The sequence below is a fragment of the Mucilaginibacter pallidiroseus genome, from assembly GCF_007846085.1.
GTDB classification, from domain to species: Bacteria; Bacteroidota; Bacteroidia; order Sphingobacteriales; family Sphingobacteriaceae; genus Mucilaginibacter; species Mucilaginibacter pallidiroseus.
In genome coordinates, this window is the sequence record NZ_VOEJ01000005.1 from 187,899 (window position 1) to 211,311 (window position 23,413).

Annotated in this window: 21 protein-coding genes; 6 read left to right on the forward strand and 15 right to left on the reverse strand. The window is 44.1% G+C overall.

Features of this window, described 5'->3' with window-relative positions; genetic code table 11:
* Positions 1-12: 12 nt before the first annotated feature.
* The 7 genes from FPZ43_RS11845 to FPZ43_RS11875 form a co-directional block, all read right to left on the reverse strand.
* Positions 13-1,434, reverse strand: coding sequence for a serine/threonine protein kinase (locus tag FPZ43_RS11845; RefSeq protein ID WP_146382134.1), 1,422 nt, complete (start codon positions 1,432-1,434; stop codon positions 13-15).
* Positions 1,434-2,219: an FHA domain-containing protein gene (locus FPZ43_RS11850; RefSeq protein ID WP_146382135.1), complete on the reverse strand. Its 786-nt coding sequence runs from the start codon at positions 2,217-2,219 to the stop codon at positions 1,434-1,436. Before FPZ43_RS11850 ends, FPZ43_RS11845 begins: the two co-directional genes overlap by 1 nt.
* Positions 2,220-2,275: 56 nt before the next feature.
* On the reverse strand, positions 2,276-6,343 hold the full coding sequence (locus FPZ43_RS11855; RefSeq protein WP_146382136.1) for an FtsW/RodA/SpoVE family cell cycle protein: 4,068 nt from the start codon (positions 6,341-6,343) through the stop codon (positions 2,276-2,278).
* Entirely contained in the window at positions 6,330-7,802 is a 1,473-nt protein-coding gene (locus FPZ43_RS11860) for a protein phosphatase 2C domain-containing protein (protein ID WP_146382137.1), read from the reverse strand. Before FPZ43_RS11860 ends, FPZ43_RS11855 begins: the two co-directional genes overlap by 14 nt.
* Before the next feature lie 95 nt (positions 7,803-7,897).
* Positions 7,898-8,851 (reverse strand): hypothetical protein, encoded by a 954-nt coding sequence (locus FPZ43_RS11865; protein ID WP_146382138.1) that lies wholly within the window; start codon positions 8,849-8,851, stop codon positions 7,898-7,900.
* A 69-nt stretch (positions 8,852-8,920) separates the two neighbouring features.
* Positions 8,921-10,300, reverse strand: a complete 1,380-nt coding sequence (locus FPZ43_RS11870) for a serine/threonine protein kinase (RefSeq protein ID WP_146382139.1) — start codon at positions 10,298-10,300, stop codon at positions 8,921-8,923.
* Positions 10,301-10,453: 153 nt separating this feature from the next.
* The gene (locus FPZ43_RS11875) at positions 10,454-11,482 is read right to left on the reverse strand and encodes an LLM class flavin-dependent oxidoreductase (RefSeq protein WP_146382140.1); all 1,029 of its coding nucleotides are present in this window, start codon (positions 11,480-11,482) and stop codon (positions 10,454-10,456) included.
* Between the two features lie 243 nt (positions 11,483-11,725).
* Between FPZ43_RS11875 and FPZ43_RS11880 the strand changes: the two genes are divergently transcribed.
* Positions 11,726-12,307: an HD domain-containing protein gene (locus FPZ43_RS11880; RefSeq protein WP_146382141.1), complete on the forward strand. Its 582-nt coding sequence runs from the start codon at positions 11,726-11,728 to the stop codon at positions 12,305-12,307.
* A gap of 3 nt (positions 12,308-12,310) precedes the next feature.
* Complete coding sequence (locus FPZ43_RS11885) at positions 12,311-13,186, forward strand: YitT family protein (protein ID WP_146382142.1); 876 nt, start codon at positions 12,311-12,313, stop codon at positions 13,184-13,186.
* A gap of 73 nt (positions 13,187-13,259) precedes the next feature.
* Here the strand turns inward: FPZ43_RS11885 and FPZ43_RS11890 are convergent, their stop codons facing one another.
* The 3 genes from FPZ43_RS11890 to FPZ43_RS11900 are packed head-to-tail and all read right to left on the reverse strand — an operon-like array spanning position 13,260 to position 16,033.
* The gene (locus tag FPZ43_RS11890) at positions 13,260-14,303 is read right to left on the reverse strand and encodes an adenylate/guanylate cyclase domain-containing protein (protein WP_146382143.1); all 1,044 of its coding nucleotides are present in this window, start codon (positions 14,301-14,303) and stop codon (positions 13,260-13,262) included.
* Positions 14,303-14,683 carry a response regulator gene (locus FPZ43_RS11895; protein ID WP_146382144.1) on the reverse strand — a complete coding sequence of 127 codons (381 nt, stop codon included), beginning with the start codon at positions 14,681-14,683 and terminating at the stop codon, positions 14,303-14,305. Before FPZ43_RS11895 ends, FPZ43_RS11890 begins: the two co-directional genes overlap by 1 nt.
* 42 nt (positions 14,684-14,725) lie before the next feature.
* A complete protein-coding gene (locus FPZ43_RS11900; protein WP_146382145.1) occupies positions 14,726-16,033 on the reverse strand; it encodes a sensor histidine kinase in 1,308 nt (435 codons plus the stop codon).
* Positions 16,034-16,154: 121 nt separating this feature from the next.
* Between FPZ43_RS11900 and FPZ43_RS11905 the strand changes: the two genes are divergently transcribed.
* A complete protein-coding gene (locus tag FPZ43_RS11905) occupies positions 16,155-16,589 on the forward strand; it encodes an SRPBCC family protein (RefSeq protein WP_146382146.1) in 435 nt (144 codons plus the stop codon).
* 82 nt (positions 16,590-16,671) lie between these two features.
* Here FPZ43_RS11905 and FPZ43_RS11910 read toward each other — a convergent pair whose 3' ends face one another.
* Together FPZ43_RS11910 and FPZ43_RS11915 are read right to left on the reverse strand one after the other, a co-directional pair.
* Positions 16,672-17,184: a hypothetical protein gene (locus tag FPZ43_RS11910; RefSeq protein ID WP_146382147.1), complete on the reverse strand. Its 513-nt coding sequence runs from the start codon at positions 17,182-17,184 to the stop codon at positions 16,672-16,674.
* A 130-nt stretch (positions 17,185-17,314) separates the two neighbouring features.
* Positions 17,315-18,265: a Smr/MutS family protein gene (locus FPZ43_RS11915; RefSeq protein WP_146382148.1), complete on the reverse strand. Its 951-nt coding sequence runs from the start codon at positions 18,263-18,265 to the stop codon at positions 17,315-17,317.
* A gap of 122 nt (positions 18,266-18,387) precedes the next feature.
* Between FPZ43_RS11915 and FPZ43_RS11920 the strand changes: the two genes are divergently transcribed.
* Positions 18,388-18,885: a DUF892 family protein gene (locus FPZ43_RS11920; protein ID WP_146382149.1), complete on the forward strand. Its 498-nt coding sequence runs from the start codon at positions 18,388-18,390 to the stop codon at positions 18,883-18,885.
* A gap of 204 nt (positions 18,886-19,089) precedes the next feature.
* Positions 19,090-20,979 (forward strand): M1 family metallopeptidase, encoded by a 1,890-nt coding sequence (locus tag FPZ43_RS11925; protein WP_146382150.1) that lies wholly within the window; start codon positions 19,090-19,092, stop codon positions 20,977-20,979.
* A 70-nt stretch (positions 20,980-21,049) separates the two neighbouring features.
* On the opposite strand, the gene FPZ43_RS11930 is transcribed toward FPZ43_RS11925, so the two are convergent.
* Positions 21,050-21,370 (reverse strand): YtxH domain-containing protein, encoded by a 321-nt coding sequence (locus FPZ43_RS11930; RefSeq protein WP_146382151.1) that lies wholly within the window; start codon positions 21,368-21,370, stop codon positions 21,050-21,052.
* A 169-nt stretch (positions 21,371-21,539) separates the two neighbouring features.
* On the opposite strand from FPZ43_RS11930, the gene FPZ43_RS11935 reads away from it, so the two are divergent.
* Positions 21,540-21,791 (forward strand): hypothetical protein, encoded by a 252-nt coding sequence (locus FPZ43_RS11935; RefSeq protein ID WP_146382152.1) that lies wholly within the window; start codon positions 21,540-21,542, stop codon positions 21,789-21,791.
* Positions 21,792-21,855: 64 nt separating this feature from the next.
* Here the strand turns inward: FPZ43_RS11935 and FPZ43_RS11940 are convergent, their stop codons facing one another.
* The gene (locus FPZ43_RS11940) at positions 21,856-22,050 is read right to left on the reverse strand and encodes a cold-shock protein (RefSeq protein ID WP_146382153.1); all 195 of its coding nucleotides are present in this window, start codon (positions 22,048-22,050) and stop codon (positions 21,856-21,858) included.
* Between the two features lie 102 nt (positions 22,051-22,152).
* Entirely contained in the window at positions 22,153-23,292 is a 1,140-nt protein-coding gene (locus FPZ43_RS11945; protein WP_146382154.1) for a PAS domain-containing protein, read from the reverse strand.
* Positions 23,293-23,413: the final 121 nt, after the last annotated feature.

The window sequence follows — 23,413 nt, forward strand, 5'->3', positions numbered from 1 at the left end:
CCAGCCTGCTTATTAAAATATCCCCAAAAACTTTTTGCGTTTTTTCTTCTTCGGAGCAGACCAACGTTTTGTTTGTGGGCTATCGGTTTTGGCGGCAGCTAAAGAGTCGGCGCGGCGTTTACGGCGCATCATCTTGGCTACTTCAAGCTCTTCAACCGTTTTGGCTACCGCAGCCTCGTCATAAGCTCTATTTATAAACGGAGGCTTGGCAAATACACTATTTTTTAACAGCGGCCCACCGGGCGTATAAGTTGGCTTGGTAAAAATTGCGTATGCAAAAAGCACGGCAAATATCAGCAAGCCGGCTACGGTGAATGTCAAGACCTTTTTAGGGATGATGGCCAGTTTGGGGTTACGCTCATAACGGCCAGTTGCCGGGTTCTTTTTGGCGCCCGTTTCAAGCGCGTAAGCTTTAAGACCGGCCAGTTGGTCTTCATTTACCCTGATCGCCTCCTGCTGCGATTTAACTTCAGCCTGCAGGCGCTCGTTCTCGCTCAATAAAACATCTTGCTGGCCCTGCCGCTCGCCATTCAGGCTGCCGGCAACAATCGCCTCCTGCAGCTCAATACCGCTGGCATAACGCTCACCGGGTTTCTTCTGCAAGCATTTATTTATAACTGATAGTAACCAAAATGGCACCTGCATTTCCAGGTGCTGTTTTTCATCGCTCCATGTTATGGGCAACGCAGCGTGGCGGGCAACCATCAAATCGGGCACGGGCTTTTCCATGTGCGCAATCATTACGGTATTACGCGCCGTTTCGGTATGCCCTTCCAAAGGAAAAGGCACCTGGCCGGTAAGCAGCTCATACATGATTACGCCAAAGCTGTAAACATCGGTTTGCTCCAGCATGGTACCATCATGCTGCTCGGGTGCCATAAACTCAATTGCCCCGGCATTACGGATACTGGTACGCCGTGCCTCGTCTGTAAGTATGGCCAATCCAAAATCAAGCAATACGTAATTGCCTGTGTTGATATTGTATTTTACGTTATTACTTTTAATATCGCCATGCTTTATACCCAGTTTATGGCAGTGAGCAAGCGCATTTGACAGTTGATATGCTACGCGAATCACTTCCTGCAGCATAAATATTCTTTCGTGAGGTGGCTGCAGCAAATCACAAAGATCAGGGCCCTCCACATACTCCATCTCTATGTAGGGTAATGAGCCGCTTTCGGTAATGCCCGAGCTTAAAAATTTTACGATGTTGGGGTTAGCAACCTCGTTAACCATTCGCATTTTGGCTACCTCATTGCTAAACGCGCGATAGTTTTTATCCTCGTCGCTTTCCGAATATATAGGTGTTGGCAACAGCTTAACAGCGCTGATAATAGGCCCCATACGGCGGCCTTTATAAACAGAACCCTGCCCGCCCGACCGTAACGCACCTAAATTTTCAAGACCCTCTGTTATAGTAAATACTTTGCTCATTAATTGCCCGGTTGATAACTAAACTCTAAAACAGCCGATTCGCCCAAAATAATCTGGTCGCCCTCGGCCAGTTGGTGGCCTATCGCTGTTGAACCTAATTTGATAATATCCTCGCTTTTTTCTGACCGGATCTTAACCTTGTTACGTGGTGGTACACCGCCTTCATCTGCATAAATGATAAACTTACCGGCTTCATTGTTCCACTCGATGTGGGCATGCTGGCGACTTACATACTTGTTGGCGTCGTTGCCACTGTCTGAAGGGAAAGCTATATGATTAGTGCGAAAAAAACCATCATCAGCCTGGGCCTTTTTATCACGCCCGATATTGATCTTGTCATTCCCCGATTTTACGTTATACTCCGGCTGATCTGTTTCACCATTCAGCGCACGTAAATACGCCGAAGCTGTTTGTTTGATAAAATTTGTGCTCGTTTTTATGAAAAAGGCGGCATCTACTTTATCTCCCTTTACCGCTTCCGCCGGAATATCTTCACCAAAAATAACCTCAAAGGTCCACTGGTTAGGTAAGGCCACGGCGTAGTCGTCGGCAATACGCTGCACTTCATTCTTAAAAATTTCAGGTTCTTCAAAGTAAACTGCGGCTTCGTACAACGGCCTGTCGGCTGCATTGCAATTCAGGTAAAGGTTAAGCCCCTTGATGTTGCCGCCTTCGCCACCCTCGGCTTTTTGCAATTCCTGCTTTATAAATTGCAGCAATTCATAACGAATGCTTTTTACATCATTCGGCCGATCCTCTTTTGCGTTACTGAAAAAATTAAACATGATACTTAATTGTGATATTATAAACCGCGATAATTATCAATAAACCCCCGTATTATTTAGTTGTTTGCAGGGCTAATGCTTTTAATATAACCCCTTTTTAAAAGATTTGGTATAATGTGCTGGCCGGCCAGTTTTACCGCGTCTGACGAGCCCTTGGTAGATTCGATACGGATACACACTACCACGTTGCCCCCACCCATTTGTTTGGGTGCAAAAAATACATACCAGCCATCATTAATCTGCTCGCCCTTCCAGATACGCTCGGGTGTACCTGTTTTACCCGCGACAGCAAGGCCAAGCGCGTAAGCTTTTGGTGCGCTTTGCTCAATCATATACTTACGCATCAACTGGGCATATTGCGGGTTGCTTACTATCTTGATACCCGGCTTCACTTGCGTTGTAGAGTCGCTTACCTTAAGTACGTACCTGTTATTTGGCATGGTGCCATTATTGGCAATACCAGATGCGAGGCGGGCCACCGCAGCAGGTGTGGCAATGAGCTCGCCTTGCCCCCAGGCCATACCGGATATACCCTTTGCCCTTGTTTTACGGATGTTGTTAGGATTATACCGCGGCTTGGTATTGAACTCGGTTTTACGCCACAGTTCGCGCCACTTTTCTTCCTGCTTTGCGTTTTCCGCATCACGGCCATAATAGTAACCGCCTACACCATGTAAAAACATACCTGTTTGCATGTAAAGTGTAGCCATATACTCCTGCAGGTGTTCCTGATTGGCCAACTTGATAAAATATACGTTATTTGATTTGGCAATGGCTCTTTCAAGAGTAATAGTACCTGTTTCATCCGGCTCGAAACCTTTGGTACGGATGCGCTCGTTCATGGCTACATTATATGTTTTGGCCGCAGCCGCCATGCCCAATTTATTAAATGATGCCAAACCGGTGATAAGCTTTGCTGTTGAGCCGGGTTGCGTTGCCTGGGTAAAGCCAAGGTCGGCGGTGGTCATCCAGCCTGCAAGCTGGTTTTGCTCGGCAGTAGTCATAGTCAGCTTTTCCCAATTATGCACAGGTGGCAAAGGGTATACGGCTGATGTAAGCACATCCCCTGTGTTCGACTCCATTACCACTACAGATACACGATTATCCAGCAATGATGTATCCTGCTCCATGGATTGCTCAATTGCTGTTTGCAACCCGGCATCCATCGTAAGTTTAACATCACGGTTGCGGTTTTTAAATGCCTCAACTTCATTACTGTTTATGCCTGCCAATAGCAATGGCGACAGCGCGCTGTAGTCCTTACGCACAACTGTCATTTCTTTAACCCCCCTTGCCAAAAACCTGTCTTCACGGTAGCGGTTAGCTGTGATGTTCATCTTTTTTGTGGGCAGTTTAAAACCCCGCAGCTCGGCAGCGTGCTCGTACTCGGCAAAGTAACCATTGCTGCTGCCATTAAACACTCCTGTATTTGCATCGCCTGTCCAAAAAAACATTTTCTCCTCAAAAGGATAATACCTATCCAGCCTTTTATGCTCGACCGAATCGATATTGTATGCCTGCGCACCTGCATCCGCTAATTTTGCACGCTGCTTTCTTACCAGTTCGGGCTTGCTGGTAGCCAGTAAAACGCCATACCTGTCATACAAGTTACCCGCCTGCAAACGGTTCATTAATATACCAATGCGCGGATTGTAGCTAAACATGCGTGCGCCGCTTTTATCGGCCACCAGCGCAGGTTGCACCACCCAGCGCGAATTATCAAATAAATAGCTGGATACATTTACGCCCAATAAAATAATGCCCGCAAAGGCTGCTATTAGTGCAGGTACCAGGTTACGATCCTGTTGTTGAGATATGTAACCCATTTGCACAGGCGTACCGCGCACCAAAGAGGCTGACAGCAAAAAGCCCGATGCCACCATGTTGGCCACCAAAGATGAGCCTCCATAACTTTGAAAAGGCAATGATACGCCTGACAGCGGCAGAGCTCCTGTAGAACCACCTGCGATGAGCAGGAACTGCACGAATGTTGATATGCCTATACCTGCGCACAAATAGAACAGGAAAGGTGTACCCGTTCGCCGCCCAATGATAATAGAGCGATGCAGGTATAGCAAGAACATCACAAAAATGCAGATGATACCTGTAAAGCCAAACTCTTCGCCCATGGATGGCAATATCATATCGGTATGCGCCTCGGGAATGGTTTTGGCAAAGCCCTCACCTACACCCTGCCCGCTAACGCCGCCACTGCTTATGGCCCAAAGGCCGTTTGCTACCTGGTCGCCGCCGTAAACCTCGTTGTTCCATGCATCCTGCCAAATAGCTTTACGGTCAACAAGGCGTTGTACCGGCCCGGGGAATATCTTGCCTAAGTACGGCACTTGGTCTATGGTTAAAAAGGCTGCCATGATAACCAGCACCATAATGGCCGACTCGCTCAGCTGCTTGCGTTTAAATAGCATGATAAGCCCTACAACCGCAAAGGTAGCAAGGGCAGATATCCACTCTACTTTCACTATCCAGCTTATTATTACATAGGTGACTACCGCTATGGCCATAAACATAAAATCGCCACGGGAAAATGAGAATAACGCGATAAACGTAAAACAAACAACCATTGCCGGGCCTAAATCGCCCAATATTAAAAACAGCAGTAAAGTCACCAATATGGCCATGAGGGCAAACCAAAAAAACGACCAGCGCTTTGTCCAACTGGTATATTCGCTTATCAGCTTTTCATTGGCTGCAAAAAATCCCGCAAGGAAAAATATAACCAGGTACTTAACAAACTCGCTGGGCTGGAAACCAAAAAGATTTACTTTAACCCCGCTACCTTCGGGGCCGGTACCAAATACAATGGTCATGGCCAACAGGCCCGTTGCTGCAATTATCCATGGCCAGCCGTTTGCTGCACTACGCACATTCTTGAAAGCAAACATGCGGTACACGGCCGAATCCGGTGTGAAGCGACGCAGACTAAACTGCATTACAACCAGCATGGCAATTACACCTATACCAAGGTAGGTAAGCATATCTTTGGCCAAAAAACGATCTCGTAAAGGATCCTGCAAGCTCAGGAGCGTAAGGAATGACAGCCCTGTGAGCAGCATGATAACCGGCAAGATCAATTGATCTGCCATTGAAAACTTCCAGGAAAGGATGATATGCAGGAATAAGAAGGCTCCTATAAAGCTGCCCGCTATGATCCAGAACCAGGAGTTAAAGTCTGCCGGTGTGCGTACTATAAACGACTTTTCTTTCTTAAGAATATTAAAATCGCGTGTTGAAAACAACCTGATGGTATGCGGCGACTGGCTAAATGTAAGCTCTACATTCTCGTCTAAATCCTGCACACCTTGTGAGGTGCCAAACTGATATCCGGGCTGCAAAGGCAAAACTTTAAAGGCCTTGCCGGCAGGTAAATTTTTAAATGAAAATTTCCCGCTTGCATCTGTACGGGCATAAGCAATAAGCGATTGCAGATGGCGCTTGCCGGCACTATCGGGCAGGTAAACCTTCGACAGATTGTTACCGTTTTCCTTTATTGGTCGGGTATCTTCTGAAAGTTCGTCTGTGATAAGACTATCTTGCGGCAACACCATTTGCAGGCGAATTAAGACACCACTAACCGGCACTTTTTTATTGAGTATAATGCCGCTTATGCTGTAGTTACCCATGCCTAAATCGTTTACAGCATTAACAGCCGGCGGATTTTTGCGTTCCTGGCTAAATCGTAATGAATCGTCGCCGGTATAACCCAATAACGACCGCGATGCAGTTACCCGGCTTTTGAAGGACTCCCCACCCTGCTCAAATGCATCGTCTGCATTAAGATAATACTTACGTTTATTGAGTTCCCCAACGTTATCAATGGCCTCGCCTGTGCCAATATTATTGCCTATGGTTTGGGTAATCAAGTCAATGTCGCGCTTATCTTCCAGGTAATAACCTTTGGTAAGCATTATCTTGGTTTTACCTGCCGGATCTTTTGCATTAAGGTTAACCATGGTACCCGCCTGCAGGCGTTTGTCTACATTGGCAAACCGGGTTTGCAGTACGGTATAAAGCCTGAAAAACAAAAAGCCGAACAAAACGGCGATAAGGAACAGGAACAAGCGCTCTTTGGTGCGCTTAATTTTTACAGGACTATCGGGTTGCATTTGGCTTTTGTGAAATAGGTTTTGCTACGGTGTCTGCAATTATGGTTGTATTAGAAAATGCTGCTGTAATAAACTTTTTGTCGTCTAAAAGGTACTGCCGCTGTAAAGCAACGCGGCAATTGGTAAAGCTGGCACCCTTTAAAACTACTGCGCTATTATAAGCAAGTATGCCAACGTCAAACCCATCAAACTTAAGGTTATCAACTATTACGAGTTTGCTTTTAGCTGCAATGTTAAATGCAGGGCCATTGTAAGCAGTGTCCCGCTGAAGAACAACATTCCCCTTAGCGCGAATGTAAAGCGTATCATGCTGCAAATGCAAGGTGTCGCTTATCAAGATGGGCTGCTTGTAAGTAGTGTCTGACAGGGTAAGCGTATCGCCCTTCAAATTATTTAGGGCATTTTGTAACTTGATTTCATCGGGGTGGCGTTGCACGTTATCTTCCTGCTTTACAATCGCCTGCACAGGCGGCTGCAGCGCTTTTTGCCATTGAAAATATAGCCATACACAGCCGGCCGCGAAAACGAAAGTCACTACGGCAAAAAATACGGTAAGTGCGTTGCTCTTTTTTGCGGGGCTATCAGGATTATCATTAACAATAGCAGCGCTTTCAGATTGCTTTTTTACAGTGCCGGCCACTACGTTACCGCCGTTATTACTGTTTTTTTTTAACGTAGCGGCAGGCTTAACGGCTTCCGTTTTTTTCGAAGATTTATCGTTATGTACCAAAACTACGGTTACATTATCGCGCCCGCCATTAGCGTTGGCCGCGGCAACCAATTCGGTTGCCTTTTGCCTTAATGATGAGTTTGGCTGGGCGATTATATCGATTATAGCTGCTCTGTCGACCATATCAGTAAGGCCGTCGCTACACAACAACAATAAATCTCCCGGCAAAAACGGAGATGTACCGGTTTCAACAAAGCTGTCATCGGTATCTATCTGGTTGGTAAAACCAAGTGCCTTGTTTATTTCATTACGCTTAGGGTGGTTCATGGCCTCACTCTCGCTTAAACGACCGGAGTCTTCCAGGAACCCAACAAAGGAGTGATCTTTGGATATCTTAACTAAGGATTGATCGCGCAGCAAATACAACCTGGTGTCGCCAACATGGGCGTAGTAAAAGGTATTGTTTTCAACATCAACAAGTGCAGCTGTGGCAACGCACGCCATGCTTTCCAGCTCTTTATCCTGTTGCTTTTTCTCGAAGATGTTTTGGCTGGCAGTTTTGAAGGCGAGCGTAAGGCTGTCTATTATGTTGCCATTTAAGCCATCGGCCATTGCTGTTAACGCATCTTTTGCAATAGCAGCAGCTACCTCGCCGCCATTATAGCCCCCCACCCCGTCAACCACGGCGGCAAGCAACATGCCATTTGCCGCAGGTAGGGTAACAAAAGTATCCTCGTTATTATCGCGGATACGGCCAGTATCGGTTAATCCATAATAATTTTCAGCCATTGTTCTTACCGGAGTTTTTAATGTCGGCGAAATGAGTGATCAAAAGCAACACACTTATAACCAACAAGCCTATTGATAATATCTGCGACATGCAATTATGATTTAAAAAGGTTTAAACCAATAATGCCGTTCAATAACATGCGTGAGTTTACGGGTAGCTCTACCCATTGCGGTGCATTTACATCGCTGCGCTCAACAACGTTTTCATTCAGCGTGGTAATCTCTCCAAAAGAGGCCAGGTAAAATTTATCGTCGGCCTTGTTGTATTTTATTTGGAGATGGGGCGCATTAACCCATTCTGAAGGTATGGTAAATATGCTCTCATCCTCGCGGGTTTCGTCGCTGCCCGATACGATGATATCATCCGTACGCATTAAATACTCGAGCTTTTTGCCAGCATACTTCTTGTCGGGAATGATTGTTTCTAACCGGGCGATGTTTGATGCTGCCTGCGCAGATTTACGCTCGGCCTGCTTTTCGGGCTCCAGGTTATCCTGGTACGGAATTTCAAAGTAACCCTCGCTGTAATAAGTAAAGCCTTCCAATATATTCTGATCCACATCAAAAGTTTGCGCTATACCTGTTTGTCTGGGGATAAAAGTTACGCGCAGGTTTTCTTCCTTTTTATTGTTGTCTGGCAATAATTTACCGATAAATCCTTTGTCGCCACGGGCGTAATCGGGGTGTGAAACCAGCCTGAAAACCCATTTAGAGCCCGAAGGCTTAACAGTTTTACCGGCATCACGATACTCTTTTAATATCTCATAAAACTTCTCCACTGTTTCATGCACGATCAGACCGAATATGCCCTGCTTATTGGCTATAAATTCTTTATAATCATCTGCATTAAAGCTGATAATAAACTCATGATAAAATACAACCCTGTCGGCAAAAGACAGGTCGGCAATGGAGCTTTTAAAACGCTCTATGATGTAACTGTAAACGGTATCGGGCGTTAACGCCTTTGCCTTGGCCTTTTCGGTTGTTTCGTTGGTCAAAAACCAATCCTGTATGCCAATGCGCTGCCAAAAATTGGGGGTTGATGCCATTTAAATAGTAATAGGTAAATTGATGATATGGTTACTGAACATAAAAGTTATACAGATGTTTACTGCCTGTTATTGATCGGGCTTAACGGTTGTATCGGGCTCCAGGTTTTCAACAGTATCAGTAGTAGCCGGAAATACAACTTTGGGCTGCAATTTTGCACTATCGCGCTTTCGCTTAGCCAGCGAATCTACATCTATGGCATTATCGCCAAGTTGAGTTGCTGAACCATAATTTGGCGGTACATCACTTTGCGAGGTATCGGGCTGGTTGCTTACGCTATCAGCACTAACTGATTTTTGAGGACCCTGTTTTTTAAGAAAAGTGCCGTACACAGCGACGCCCATAAACACCACAAGCAGCGTCATGATGGTATAGTAAAACGGCTTTGATAGCGATATACGGGATGGATCTTCCACTTCGGCAGTTTCAACTACCTGCTGACTTTGCTTAAGCGCTGTCAGTTCGGCTTGTAATCTCTTATTTTCGGCCTGCAATGCAGGGATATCGATATTATTTTGCACAACCGTCACGGGCGCCTCTGATGATAAACTCCCTGCAACAATTGCCTGTTCCAGTTCCACCCCGCTGGCATACCTGTCTTCAGGTTTTTTCTGCAGGCATTTGGCAATCACATTTATTAGCCATTGCGGTATCTGCATTTCTTGCCTAAGTTTGTTGGCTTCCCATGTTTCGGGCAGGGCAAGCTTACGTGCGCGAACAAGATCGGGCACCGCATTTTCGAGATGGGCCAGCATTACTGCATTACGCCCTGCCTCGCCGTTACCCTCAAGCGGGAAAGGCACCTGGCCCGTAAGCAACTCATACAATATTACGCCGTAGCCATAAACATCTGTTTGTGGCAGCATTTTACCCTCATGCTGCTCGGGTGCCATAAACTCAATTGCACCTGCATGGCGTATGCTAGTTCGGCGCTGCTCTTCTGTCATGATAGCCAAACCAAAATCAAGCAGCACGTAGTTGCCAGTATGTATGTTATATTTTACGTTGTTGCTTTTCATGTCGCCGTGCTTAACGCCCACACGGTGGCAGTGTGCAAGCGCGCCGGCCAATTGGTCGGCCACACGAATAACCTCCTTAAGCGTAAAAATTTTGTCGTGCGGCGGGTGCAACAGGTCGCACAAATCTGGCCCTTCAATGTACTCCATCTCGATAAACGGAAAGGAACCGCTATCTGTAATACCCCAACTTAAAATCTTAACTACATTGGGGTTCGGCTGCTCGTTTACCTTTTGCAGCTTGGTAACCTCGTTCCGGAAGCTTTTAAAATTTTTATCTTCTTCGCTTTCGGTGTGTATGGGAGTTGGCAGCAGCTTTATGGCGCTGAATATAGGCCCCATGCGCCTGCCTTTATATACTGAACCCTGCCCACCGGTGCGTAGCGCCCCCAGGTTTTCGAGCCCATCGGTAATTGTAAATACTTTGCTCATGTAGTTTGCAATTGTGTAAGTTATTTTTTAGCTACACACCTAAACTACACTTATTAGGATTAATTGTTGGCGAAAATGTAATCTTTACCGCCAAATACGGTACAAAAAAGCCCGGCATGTTTCACATACCGGGCCTGCTATAATATTTAGCTATTAACTTAAAGGCGCGTATGCCGATGTGCGAATAATATCAGCAAATACTTTGTAGGAATACAAGCGTGATTGATGATCGAATATATGCGATGTAGCCATAACCTCATCAATACCTGTTAATTCCAGGAATGAGGTCAGTTTATTTTTTACCGTTTCGGCACTGCCTATAAATGAATAGGCCAGCATTTGCATTACCGCTTCTTCTTCATAAATATTCCAAACATCGTCCATTGAGCGCACAGGCGGCGGCAGCAACTGGCGCTTACCTGTTACCACGCCCTTAAACATTTGCTTAACTGAAGTGGCCAGGCGTTCGGCCTCGGCATCGGTATCGGCGGCAACCACATTGATACAAGATATCACATAAGGCTCTTTTAAATATTCAGATGGGCGGAAATTATCACGATAAATCCTTATCGCTTCCAAAAAATGCGCAGGTGCAAAATGGCTGGCAAATGCATAAGGCAAACCCATTGCAGCCGCAACTTTTGCACTATCTGTGCTTGATCCTAAAACCCATATAGGGATATCCAGGCCTTCGCCGGGAACCGCACGCACTTTGCTATCGGCGTTATCTGCAGAAAAGAACATCTGCAACCTTGCTATATCTTTTGGAAAGTTGTGTACCGCATTAAAGTTTTCGCCACGGATAGCCAGCGCAGTAAGCTGATCGGTACCGGGCGCGCGGCCAAGGCCCAGATCTATACGGCCGGGATATAATGAGGCCAGCGTACCAAATTGCTCGGCCACTACCAGCGGTGCATGGTTTGGCAGCATAATACCACCCGAGCCTACACGTATTTTTGAAGTGTGCCCCGCTATGTGCCCAATAAGTATTGATGTAGCTGAACTGGCTACTCCGGGCATATTGTGGTGCTCTGCAAACCAATAGCGTGTGTAACCCAGTTTTTCGGCAAGCTGTGCAACTTCAACGCTTTTCTTAAAGCTGTCAGCAGCATCTCCCCCCTGCACAACGGTGGCAAGGTCTAAAACGGAATATTTAATATCAGATAAACTCTTCGCGCTCATTTTCTTTAGATAGATATTGTTAGCTGCCGAATTAAAACAAGCAGCAAATCAAATTTAAGGCTAATTAAGCCCCAATTTTTATGATGATTTTTTAAATGACTTTGGGCACACATACCGACAAACACATGACATATTACTAGGCCAGAGCATTATGGATAGACACCGAGGCTTAAAGTATTTGCTTTGCACAACTCGACTATTTCTTTTTTTCTATCTTAGCGCAAAACATACGCGGACGTTTTTATGATTGATAGTAGCGAGGGTAAATACATTTTGCAAAGGCTGGAGAAAGAGCTTCCTGCACATTTTTATTACCACAACGTTGATCATACTTTAGATGTGTACAAATGCACCGCAGCCATAGCCGGGCAGGAAAACGTTACAGGTAAAAATCTCGACCTGCTCTTGATAGCAGCACTTTACCATGACAGCGGTTACCTGTTACAAATAGCTGATCATGAAACTGTATCAAGCAATATTGCAAGGCAGGCCTTAACACAGTTTGGCTATTCACCCAATGAAGTTGATGCTGTATGCAATATAATAATGGCTACACGGGTACCGCAAACGCCCACATCATTGCTTGAAGAAATTATTTGTGATGCCGACCTTGATTACCTTGGCCGCGACGATTTTTTCACTATCGGGCAAAAGCTATTCGAGGAACTGAAGGCAACCGGACAATTAAATGATGCCGACGAGTGGAATAATAAGCAAGCCACATTTTTACAGCAGCATCGTTATTTTACAAAAACGTCGGTAAATAACAGGCAGGCCAATCAAGAGCGTAACCTTAACCAGATAATACAAAAATCTACCGTATAAACAATGAGTACAAACACAGCTATAAAAATCACTTTAACAGATGTAATGTACACCGTTTTAGGGATACTTTTTTGTGGGTTTGCCCTTAAAAGCTTCTTAGTTCCCAACGCCTTTTTTGATGGTGGTGTTACCGGTATATCATTGCTTATACATGAGCTGTACCACTTTAACATTGCCTATGTAATTATACTTTGCAACCTTCCATTTATTATTATGGGAGCGTTCCAGGTAAATAAGTCTTTTGCCATAAAAACGTCTTTGGCGATTATAGGGTTGGCTTTATGCTTGCTGTATCTGCCCTACCCCGAAAAGATAACTTCAGATAAATTGCTTGTATCTATTTTTGGCGGGGTGTTTATGGGCATTGGTATTGGCTTGGCCATACGCGGCGGCTGCGCGCTTGACGGTATTGAGGTGCTGGCGCTTTACACCGGTAAACGCATCAGCTTTACCATCAGTGAGATCATCCTGGGTATTAATATCGTTATATTCTTAATAGCTGCTGTTAAGTTAGGCTTGCCTACCGCGCTATACTCAATACTTACTTACTACACCGCATCCCGAACGATAAACTTTGTTATTGAGGGACTTGAGGAATATACAGGGGTTACTATCATTTCAGGTCAAAACGAACTGATAAAGGAAATGCTTGTAAAACAGCTTGGCCGTGGTATAACCATTTACAAAGGCGAACGTGGCTTTTTAAAAGAAAGCTATGACATTAGCCACCCTGTAGATATTGTGTTTACCGTTGTTACCCGCCTGGAGCTGCGCCGCTTGAAGGATATGGTACACGAGATTGACCCTAAAGCGTTCATATTTACCAGCATTATTAAGGAAGCTGCAGGCGGTGTACTTAAACGCCGTGCAAGGCATTAATAAAATATTTACCACATAAAAAAATGCCGCTGATATAATGTCAGCGGCATTTTTTATAAAAGTATTTCAATAGTTACTCTACTACTTCGTAAGTGTTAACCGGCTTGGCTTTGTTCTTCAATTCAAACTCACCATTGGGGCGGCATTTAAATGATTCTTTGGCTTGCTGGTAAACATCTTCGGTAATAATGATCTGCCCCGCCTGTGCAACGGATTGCAGGCGTTGCGCCAGATTAACCGAATCTCCGATTACGGTATAGTCGAGGCGTTTTAAGGATACTGAACCAATGTTACCTGATACCATTTCGCCCGAATTGATGCCTACGGAGATTTGCGGTTTAAAGATTTTATCGCCGGCAGTAAGCTCAGGCTCGTTGGCCAATTGGCTCTTTACAGCAAGTGCCGTATCTATCGCCCTATCCAGGTGGTACTCTCCCCTGAACACTGCCATTACAGCGTCGCCCATAAACTTGTCTACATGCCCGCCTTGTGCTATAATTTCCTTTACAATCTTATCAAACAAGCCGTTTAACAGGTTTACCACGGTGTTTGCCGGTACATGCTCTGTAATAGATGTAAAGCCGCAAACGTCTATAAACATTACTGTTGCCTGAAGCGTCTCATTTTTCATGAGGCTGCTTTCGTACTCCTTGTGCGACATAAAGTTGAGCACGTTTTCATCTACGTACATCTTCAGTATGTTGTTTTCCTTTATGGCGCGTAATGTATCCTGTAACTGTCGCACATGGTTGATGGTTTTTTGCATGGTAACATCCAGGTCGTCAAAATCAACCGGTTTTACAACAAAATCAAATGCGCCGCGGTTCATGGCTGTGCGTATGTTCTGCATATCGCCGTAAGCTGATACCACCACTGCCTTAAGCATCGGGTTAGCTTCGGGCAGGTGGGTAAGCAGCGTAAGGCCATCCATTACCGGCATGTTAATGTCCGACAGTATAATGTCCAAATCTGGGTGCTCTTTTACGAGTTCGAGCGCCTGCTGACCGTTTTGCGCAAACAAAAATTCATATACATTCTCCCTGATCTTTTTACGAAATTTCTGCTTTACCAGTATCTCCAGATCAGCCTCATCATCTACAACTAATATCTTAGCCATTACCCTGTAATATGCTTTAGTTTCTCTTTCAACAAATTAAAATCAAGCGGCTTAGTCAAAAAGTCGTTGGCACCTTTTTCCATGGCCTGCCTGTGGTTTTCATCGTCACCATATGCGGTTATCATCATCACAACCGGTGGCGGCGGCGTATCAAAAACTTCGCGGATATGTGAAAGCAGTTCGATACCGCTCATGCCCGGCATATTTATATCCGACAGGATCAACACCACTTCCGAATACTTTTCCTCAAGATAATTAAGCGCTTCCTCGCCCGATCTGGCAAAGGTAAATTCTATCTCGCCGTTGCGAACCTCTTTACGAAATCTTTGCAAAAACAGCGGCTGCACGTCCTCTTCGTCGTCTACTACTAATACTTTCATTTGGCGTTATAAATATAAAAAAACATAACGGCTTGCCCGTTTTTATTTAAGCGGCAAGGTTATAACAAACTCGGTGCCCTGCCCTTCGGCGCTATTGATATTGATGGTACCTTTATGAGCTTTAACAATAATATCGTAGCTTAATGACAGGCCCAGCCCTGTACCCTCGCCGGCAGGTTTGGTTGTGAAAAACGGCTGCATAATTTTGTCTTTTATGCTGTCTGGTATTCCCGTTCCGTTATCTTTAATGCGCACCTCTATTGCAGATGCAACCTGCCTTGTACTCACTTCAACTACAGGCTTAAATTCTGGTCCTGCGGTTTTCTTGCGCTCATGCACGGCATAAAAAGCATTGGTAAACATATTAAGCAGCACCCTGCCAACATCCTGCGATACAATGTTAGCCATTGGCAACTCTGCATCAAGGTTGGCTATTAATTCAGCATTAAATGACTTGTCTTTGGCGCGTAACCCGTGGTAAGCCAAACGGAAATACTCATCGGCAATGGTGTTAATATTGGTTGGCTCTTTTACATTGCTGCTGGCTCGGCTGTGCTGCAGCATACCCTTTACAATACCATCGGCACGCTTGCCATGGTGGCGTATTTTTTCCAGGTTTTGCTTAATGTCTGATGCTATGGCCAGCACTTCTTCGGTATCGCCTTTGGTAAGCTCTTCCTGCATCTCATCAATAAGCTCCATGCTTACTTCCGAGAAGTTGTTTACAAAATTCAACGGGTTTTGGATTTCGTGCGCAATACCCGCAGTCAGCTCACCAAGCGATGCTAATTTTTCCTGCTGTATCAGTTGGGCCTGGGTAGCCTGTAATTCTTTTATGGTTTCCTGCAACTCGTTCTTTTGCTGGGTAAGCTCAACGGTACGTTCGGCAACGAGGGCTTCCAGTTCCGACCGGCGTTCATTTACACGTTTAATCTCCTCGCGTTGCTTTTTAGACGTAGATAAACGTGCAAAGATCCAACCGAAAGCTACAAGTTGGGCAATTTGAAAATAATCATCGTTTTCGGCGTAAAATTTGGAAAAAGCCAGTTCTGTAAAGCCATTAAAAATCGCAACAATAGCTAATGGGTAGTGTGCAAACAGCAGTATATCAAAGGCTTTAAAATCAGGTTCTTTCCTAAGGTAGGTAATAAGCCCTACTAACAAAAAGCCAGCTACAATATTGCTTATATCGTCATCGAAGAACTCATGAAAAAAGAAATATAAACCAACAATTGCAAACGAGCCAAACAGCAGCATACGCCCCCACTTTATAGAAAGTTGCGAAAACCTGATTTCTCGCCTCAGCCTGAGCAATAAAAGAAAAGCGGCTAAAAAACAAAAAAAATCCATGTTGAAATTGCTTTAGGGTTTATTGCACTAAAAGTAGTTATAAAATTGAAGATTGTTGACGCTACGGCTTAACCTTATGGCGATTTGTGCGTTTACATTTTAACCAAGCATTAAAACCGACATGGAAACAACACCATTAATTATTGAACATGCCGTTAACGCTGCACCAAGTTTTGTATGGGATGCGCTGACCAATAATGATAAAATGAAACGCTGGTATTTTGAGATACCTGCGTTTGAGCCCGAAATAGGTTACAAATTTGAATTTAGCGGCGGCCCCGAAGATGGCGAAAAGTATTTGCATCAATGTATTGTAACCGCTGTTGAGCCCGAGCGAAAAATAAGCTATACCTGGAACTATGCGCATATAGAAGGCTCATCGGAAGTTAGTTTTGATTTGATACCGCAAGGAGATGACAAAACGCTGGTTAGGGTAAATCATATTGGGCTGGAGACTTTTCCGAAAGATAGATCCGAATTTGCCCGTGAAAGCTTTGAGCAGGGATGGAACTATATTATTGGTACCAATCTTAAAAACTTTGTTGAGCAACGCTAATAATCAAGCCAATTAATTCCAACAAAAACGGTCGTCAGCAAATGCTGGCGACCGTTTCTTATGACTAAAATTTATATACTAATTAGGCCTTTTTAGGCGTACCCATGCCACCTGCCGGTGTAGTTGTTGGTGAACCTGTTGGTGTAGTGCCCGGAGAACCCATTGGTGTTGTGGTTGGCGATGTACCCGGTGTTACCGAACCTGGTGTAGTTGGTGTTGTACCCGGTGTTACCGGTGTAGTTGGTGTTGTTGGCATTGCCGGTGCTGTAGGCGTTGTTGGCGGTACAGATGGCCTGGTTGGGTCCATTGGGCTATTTGGATTTGTTGGTGTTGTTGGATAGTTTGGCACTGCCGGTGTACCTGGTGTGTTGGGCATTGTAGTTGGCGTTGTGCCCGGTGTTGTTGAACGGGTTGGTGTGGTACGATTTGGTGTGGTAGTCGGGGTAGTTGAACGCCTTTTAGGCACTGTATCCTGACTTACTGTTATCAAACCGTCGGTTAATTTCGTGTTCGACGTTGTGTGTGTTGTGTTTGCGGTAGCATATCCTATTGCGCATGATGCTAAAACCGCCATTGCTAAACTTACCTTTTTCATGATAGATATTATATAATGGTTTACAATTATTAACTTATACATACACTTTATTAACTATATGTACGTATTTAGTTTTCCAAAAACCGTGCCTTAATATCTATCAGGCAAATAACAGCTACGCCATTAATTATTATTTAAGCATAACCAGCGTGGCACCATAGCCAAACTTTTCTTTACGTGCATCTAAAAATGTTTGTACTTTTTGGTTCTTACTCAGCAACTTATGCAACTCATGCTTTAAAATACCATTGCCTGTACCATGAATAAAAGTAATCTCCGTCATGTTATGTACAACGGCCGCGTCAAGCTTTTTCTTAAAAGTGTCCAGTTGTATAGCCAGTATTTCGCTGCTGCTTAAAAACTGATAGTCATCACGCAGTTTCTCTATGTGCAAATCTATTTCTGCATCAGGCTTGGTAATCTCTGGTTTAGTCTCTGACGGTTTAAAAAATGCCTCTTTTAACTTTTGCGCGTCAATAATAAGTTCCGGCTCATCTATCTGTATCATCCAGCCCTGCTGTTTTATAACCGGAACCATTTTCTTAGCTCCCGAAAAATCTTTAGCCTTAAATTGCTCTGCAACGTTAAGCGGCTCGGGCAAAGGCTGGTTTTGTTTGGTATGAAACAGCGCCTGAAAATGGAGCTTCGGCCATAGCTGCAGATCAGAAAGCTTGGCCGAATATACCTTCGCTGCGCCATGTGCATCAACCGCACCGGCAAACTCTCCCTTAAAAGCTTTTTGCTGCTCGGTAACTACCGATGCCAACAACTGGTAGGACGTTTCATTAACGATGTATAAATGCACCAGGCCATTTGCCTTTGCGTCGGGCACTACAGCTACGTGCACACCTTTTGTTTTAAAGTCGGCAGGCGCAATTGTTGTTATGGGCACCAGTATGTCATCATCAGTATGCACAACCTCGTTATGCCCATGCACATAGGTTACCTTAGAAGCCAGCACAGGTATTTCAAAATCATCTTCCACCGTTACGCCAATCATCTGCTCATCCATTATCTGGGTTACGTAACCTTCCAGCTTTTCATCTACAAAGCGCACAAAGTCGCCCAATTTATATTTCATAATTTATCCGCTTGATGCAAATGTATCAATATACTGCCATTAGCTTTACTTAACTCATCTTTAAATAAGTATTTTTACTGTGTCCTTATATTATAAAATTATCCGTACCCAAATCTCAAAGCATGCAACCCACTACCTTACCTGACACCGACTTTCTTAATAACCTTTTTACACATCACCTTAATTGTATTTATAACGGCAAGCAATTTTTAAAGAAAAACATTGGCCGCCTCATTGACATGGCCTCTTCCAAAAAGTTGCGGATAGCCATGCAGGAATTTGCAAGCGATGTAAACACCCAGATTGCGAGGCTGGAAGATATTTATAAGGCTACCGGCAGTGCCCCGGGCGAACACATGTGTAACCCAATTAAGGCCCTTATACAAGATGAATTTTGCCTCGACAAAGAGCAAACCATATCTGCATTGAATGATATGGATATCATACTTTATGTACAGCTTATTGAGCATGTTAATATCACATCGTTCCGGATGCTGCTTGCGGTAGCTAAAAAGCTACGAAAAAGTGATGTTGTACAATTGTTAAAGGAAAACTTTGACGAGTCGAAAGAAAACGATAGCTTATTTATGGCTATAGCCGAGGAATACATAGGCGTTTAAAGAAACAGAGCCGAACACAAGGCCCGGCTCTGTTAGTTATTTAATACCCCTACTAAAATAACTTATTGCAAATAACCGCAATTAAACCCTTGCATACAAGTATTGCCGCCCTGGGCTTCTGTAACAATTCGTTTACTTTGGCTGCGTTAGCCCAAAGCCATATCTTTTTTTACATTTGCGCTTACAGCCAATTGAGCATAAAATATGAACACTTTTAAAACCTTACTAACTGCAACATTATGCCTTGCGGGGCTATCGCATTTGCAGGCGCAAAGCTTATATATGCCGCGCGATATTGCCCAGGCGTATGCCAAAGGTACCCGCAGCGCCGATGGAAAGCCCGGACCAAAATACTGGCAAAACCGTGCGCGTTATGATATAAACATTACAGCAGCGTTGCCTGGACGAACGGTAAAAGGAACCGAGCAAATAGTTTACGTAAATAACAGCCCGGATACTTTAAAAAGGCTGAATCTTAAACTTATTTTGAACATACACCGCCCGGGTGCCGCACGCGACGGCGCCACCGGCCCCGATTACCTAACCGAAGGCGTTAAGATTGACAGCTTTTTAGTAGCAGGCCAAAGCCGCCCAATTAACCCGGCTGCGGCTGTGCGTACAAATCAGGTGGTGTCTTTACCAAAAGCCTTGATGCCGCATGATTCTATTAAGCTAAACATTGCCTGGCATTTTGATGTGAGCAAGCAAAGCGGCCGTGAAGGCATGATAGATTCCACTACCTTTTACCTTGCATACTTTTACCCACGTGTTGCTGTTTACGACGACTACAATGGTTGGGACCGTATAGAATTTGTGGACTCGAAAGAGTTTTATAACGACTTTAATGATTATAAACTAAGCGTTACTGTACCTAAAAACTACATTGTTTGGGCCACGGGCACATTGCAGAACCCTACCAAGGTCCTTCAAAAGGAATTTGCTAAACGCCTGCAAAAATCAATGACCAGCGACTCGACCATTCACATCGCTACGCTTGATGAAGTTACAGGTAATAAAGTAACGGCGCAAAATGACATGAACACCTGGTTTTGGACAGCTAACAACATCAGCGATATGGCCGTTGGCATTAGCAACCATTACATTTGGGATGGCGGCAGCGTGGTAGTTGATAAGAAAACCGGCAGGCGCTCCAGCATGCAGGCTGCATATAGTGAAAAAGGCACCGACTTTAAGCAATCTGTACAATATGGTCGCAATGCCTTGGGTTGGTTTAGCAATAACTGGCCTGGTGTACCCTACCCTTTTCCTAAAATGACCGCTTTTCAGGGTTTTGCTGATATGGAGTACCCAATGATGGTTAATGACAGCCAAATGGGCGACCCGGGCTTTGCACAGCTTGTGCAGGACCACGAGATTGCGCATACCTGGTTTCCGTTTTACATGGGTATCAACGAAAGCCGTTATGCTTTTATGGACGAAGGTTGGGCTACCACATTTGAGTACCTGATAGGCATTGCAGAAAAAGGCAAGGATAAAGCTGATGCTTTTTACAAGCAATTTAGAGTTGCCGGCTGGATAGGCGACAAGACAACGGCCGAAGATCTACCGGTTATTACCCCGAGCGATGAGCAAAAAGCGGGTTATGGCAACAATGCTTACGGCAAACCATCACTAAGCTACCTTGCTCTTAAAGATATGTTGGGCGATGATTTGTTTAAAAAAGCTTTACATGGCTATATGGACCGCTGGCATGGCAAACATCCTATTCCGTGGGATTACTTTAACTCAATGACTAACATATCCGGCCGTAACTTAACCTGGTTCTTTAACAATTGGTTCTTTACAAACGGTTATAATGACCTTGCCATAAAAGAAGTGGTACAAGGTAAAGATGGTCAAACTATAGTTATTTCTAATGTAGGCGGCTTTGCTATTCCGTTTGATGTAATTTTGACTTATGCCGATGGCACGACTAAAACGCTGCATCAAACACCGGCTGTTTGGGAAGCTGATCAGAAACAAACCTTTGTTACATTCAAGGCAAATATTGGCAACAACTTAAAGTCAATTAAAATAGACAACGGCATTTTCATGGATGCCAACCCAAAAGATAATACCTGGGAGAAAAAGTAGTTGAACTGACTACCACAAAAAAAGCCGGCACCAAAATGGCGCCGGCTTTTTTATGTTTTAACAAAACGAGTTATGCGTTTTGTACTGAATTGTTCCAATCATTTGCAGTGCTTTTCGCTTTAGATTTTGCTGAATCTACATAATCTTCTGCTTCGCCAACTGCGCCATTAAATTTTGATTTTACAGAGTCAACCACATTGCTGCCGTACTCTTTTGCTGACGATGCTGTATTTTGCGCTTTCGACTTTGCTTTGTCTACAAGGTCATTCACGTAATCAGCGATATCGCCTCTTAAATCCTCGCCTTTTTCTGGCGCTAATAATAGGCCTAAAGCGGCACCTGCTGCGGCACCCACTAAAAGTGCTGCTATTACTTTTGCTTGATCTTTCATGTTTCTTACTTTTTAGTAGATGATTGTTTTAGTGTTTTAACAAATACCATACCGCCCTGTTTTTATTATTAAAAAATAGTAATAAGTATCACCGTTATTTGATGCATATGCATACAAAAACAAACAAAACCGCCAAAAATCCTTTAAATAAGTACTATTTGCTGAAACTATGAATGTTAAAACGCTACAGCACTGGCTGCAAAACCTGCACATGCGTAAAGAGTTTTACCTTGTGTGCATCATTGCAATTATACTGCTCATAATATTTATTTACAAAATGGTACCTGCCGTTACAAAACCTGGATCATCTGCGCAGCGCTGGCTTGCAGCAACTGGTAATTTTTTATTGGCACTATTTGCCGCAGCTGTTGCTGTTGGCTCGATACTTTTCTGGCTGATTGGAAACAACCACCGCGGGTAATAAAAAAAGGCACTCACTTTAAAAGTGAATGCCTTTTGTAAGCTTAGTTTATTAATATAATTTATTAAACAACTTTCACATTAACGGCATTTAAGCCTTTACGACCGTTTTCAACTTCAAATTCTACTTTGTCGTTTTCACGGATCTCGTCGATAAGGCCTGTAGAGTGAACGAAGATTTCTTGGCCACCTTCGTCTGGTACGATAAAACCAAAGCCTTTTGTTTCGTTAAAAAATTTAACTGTTCCTGATTTTTGCATTATAATAATTATTAAAGCGCGCAAGGTAGGTATAATAATTGGCATTAGGCGCAAACTTTAAATTGCAGGCATTTTTAATAATAACAGGCGCGTCAATAGCAGCTAAGCAACAATAGATAAGTGCCTGCCATGCAGGGTTTGCTCAGAGTCTTTTACAATACTTTTAATTTTTTGATCCAACTCGTTAATGGTTGTCTCCATCATGTCCGAATAGGCAAAATCTAAACATTCCATCTTAATAAGATCCATCATGCCTAACAGTGATGCAACCGGCCTGCGCAACTCATGCGATTGGATGATGGCAATACGGTTGAGCGCTTCGTTCTGTATATTAATATATTCTTCCTGCCTTTTATGGTGTGTAACATCTGCCGAATTAAGTGCCACGCCAATGATTTCCCCCTCTGTGTTTTTAACCGGCATAAAAGTTATAAGGCGCCAGCATGCATGCGGGCTGCCGGGCATCATGAGCCATTCGCGCTTTATGGTACGGCCGGCAAGGGCAACGTTAAAATATTTTCTAAATTCTTTTATGATGCTGGTATCCGTATAGTCGAGCAGATCGTTACCGAGGGTCAGCTTATGGCCATAAATGGTTTTTATAAACCTTGCCGCCGCCTGGTTAAACGCAAGTATGGTGAAGGTTTTATCAACAAGGAGGTGTATATCTGCAGTGCTGTCAAAAATAGCTTTCAACTTCAGTTCAGATTCGTTGATGACTATGTTTTGCTCTAACTCCCTCATATGCTTTTGCTCAAGCTCATTCATACTCCAGCTAAGCTCCATCATGTTAACGACCTGTTTAGCCATCAACAAAATCGATTTTTTTTGATGTTCATTTAACTGACGTGGTATTACATCTATAACACAAAGGCTGCCTATTGCAAAACCGTCTTTGGTTATAAGTGTGGCACCTGCATAAAACCTGATATCGGGATTAGATGTTACAAGTGGGTTCGATTTAAATAAATCATTTTGGAGCGTATCTGGAATGATGTATAAGCCGTTCTGCTTAATTGTATGCGTACAAAAAGATATGCCTCGGTCGGTACATTTTAAATCAGTACCAGTGCCTGCCTTGATAAATTGGCTATGCTCATCAATCAGCGTTACCAAAGCAACAGGTGCTTCGCATATCTCGGCAATTAAGCCAACAATGTCATTTAGGTCTTTTGACACCGCCTTGTCTAGGTTCCTAAACCTGCTAACGGCCAATAAGCGCTCTCGCTCTGTGTAATTCATGATAACGTCCGCTGTAAACCGTAAAACACTCTTTTGTTTCGCCGGTGCTGCTTGCTGCTGTAAACCGGTGTTTAAACGTGTTATTAGCAGGATTTACCATAAATACGCTTTATCAATGCAA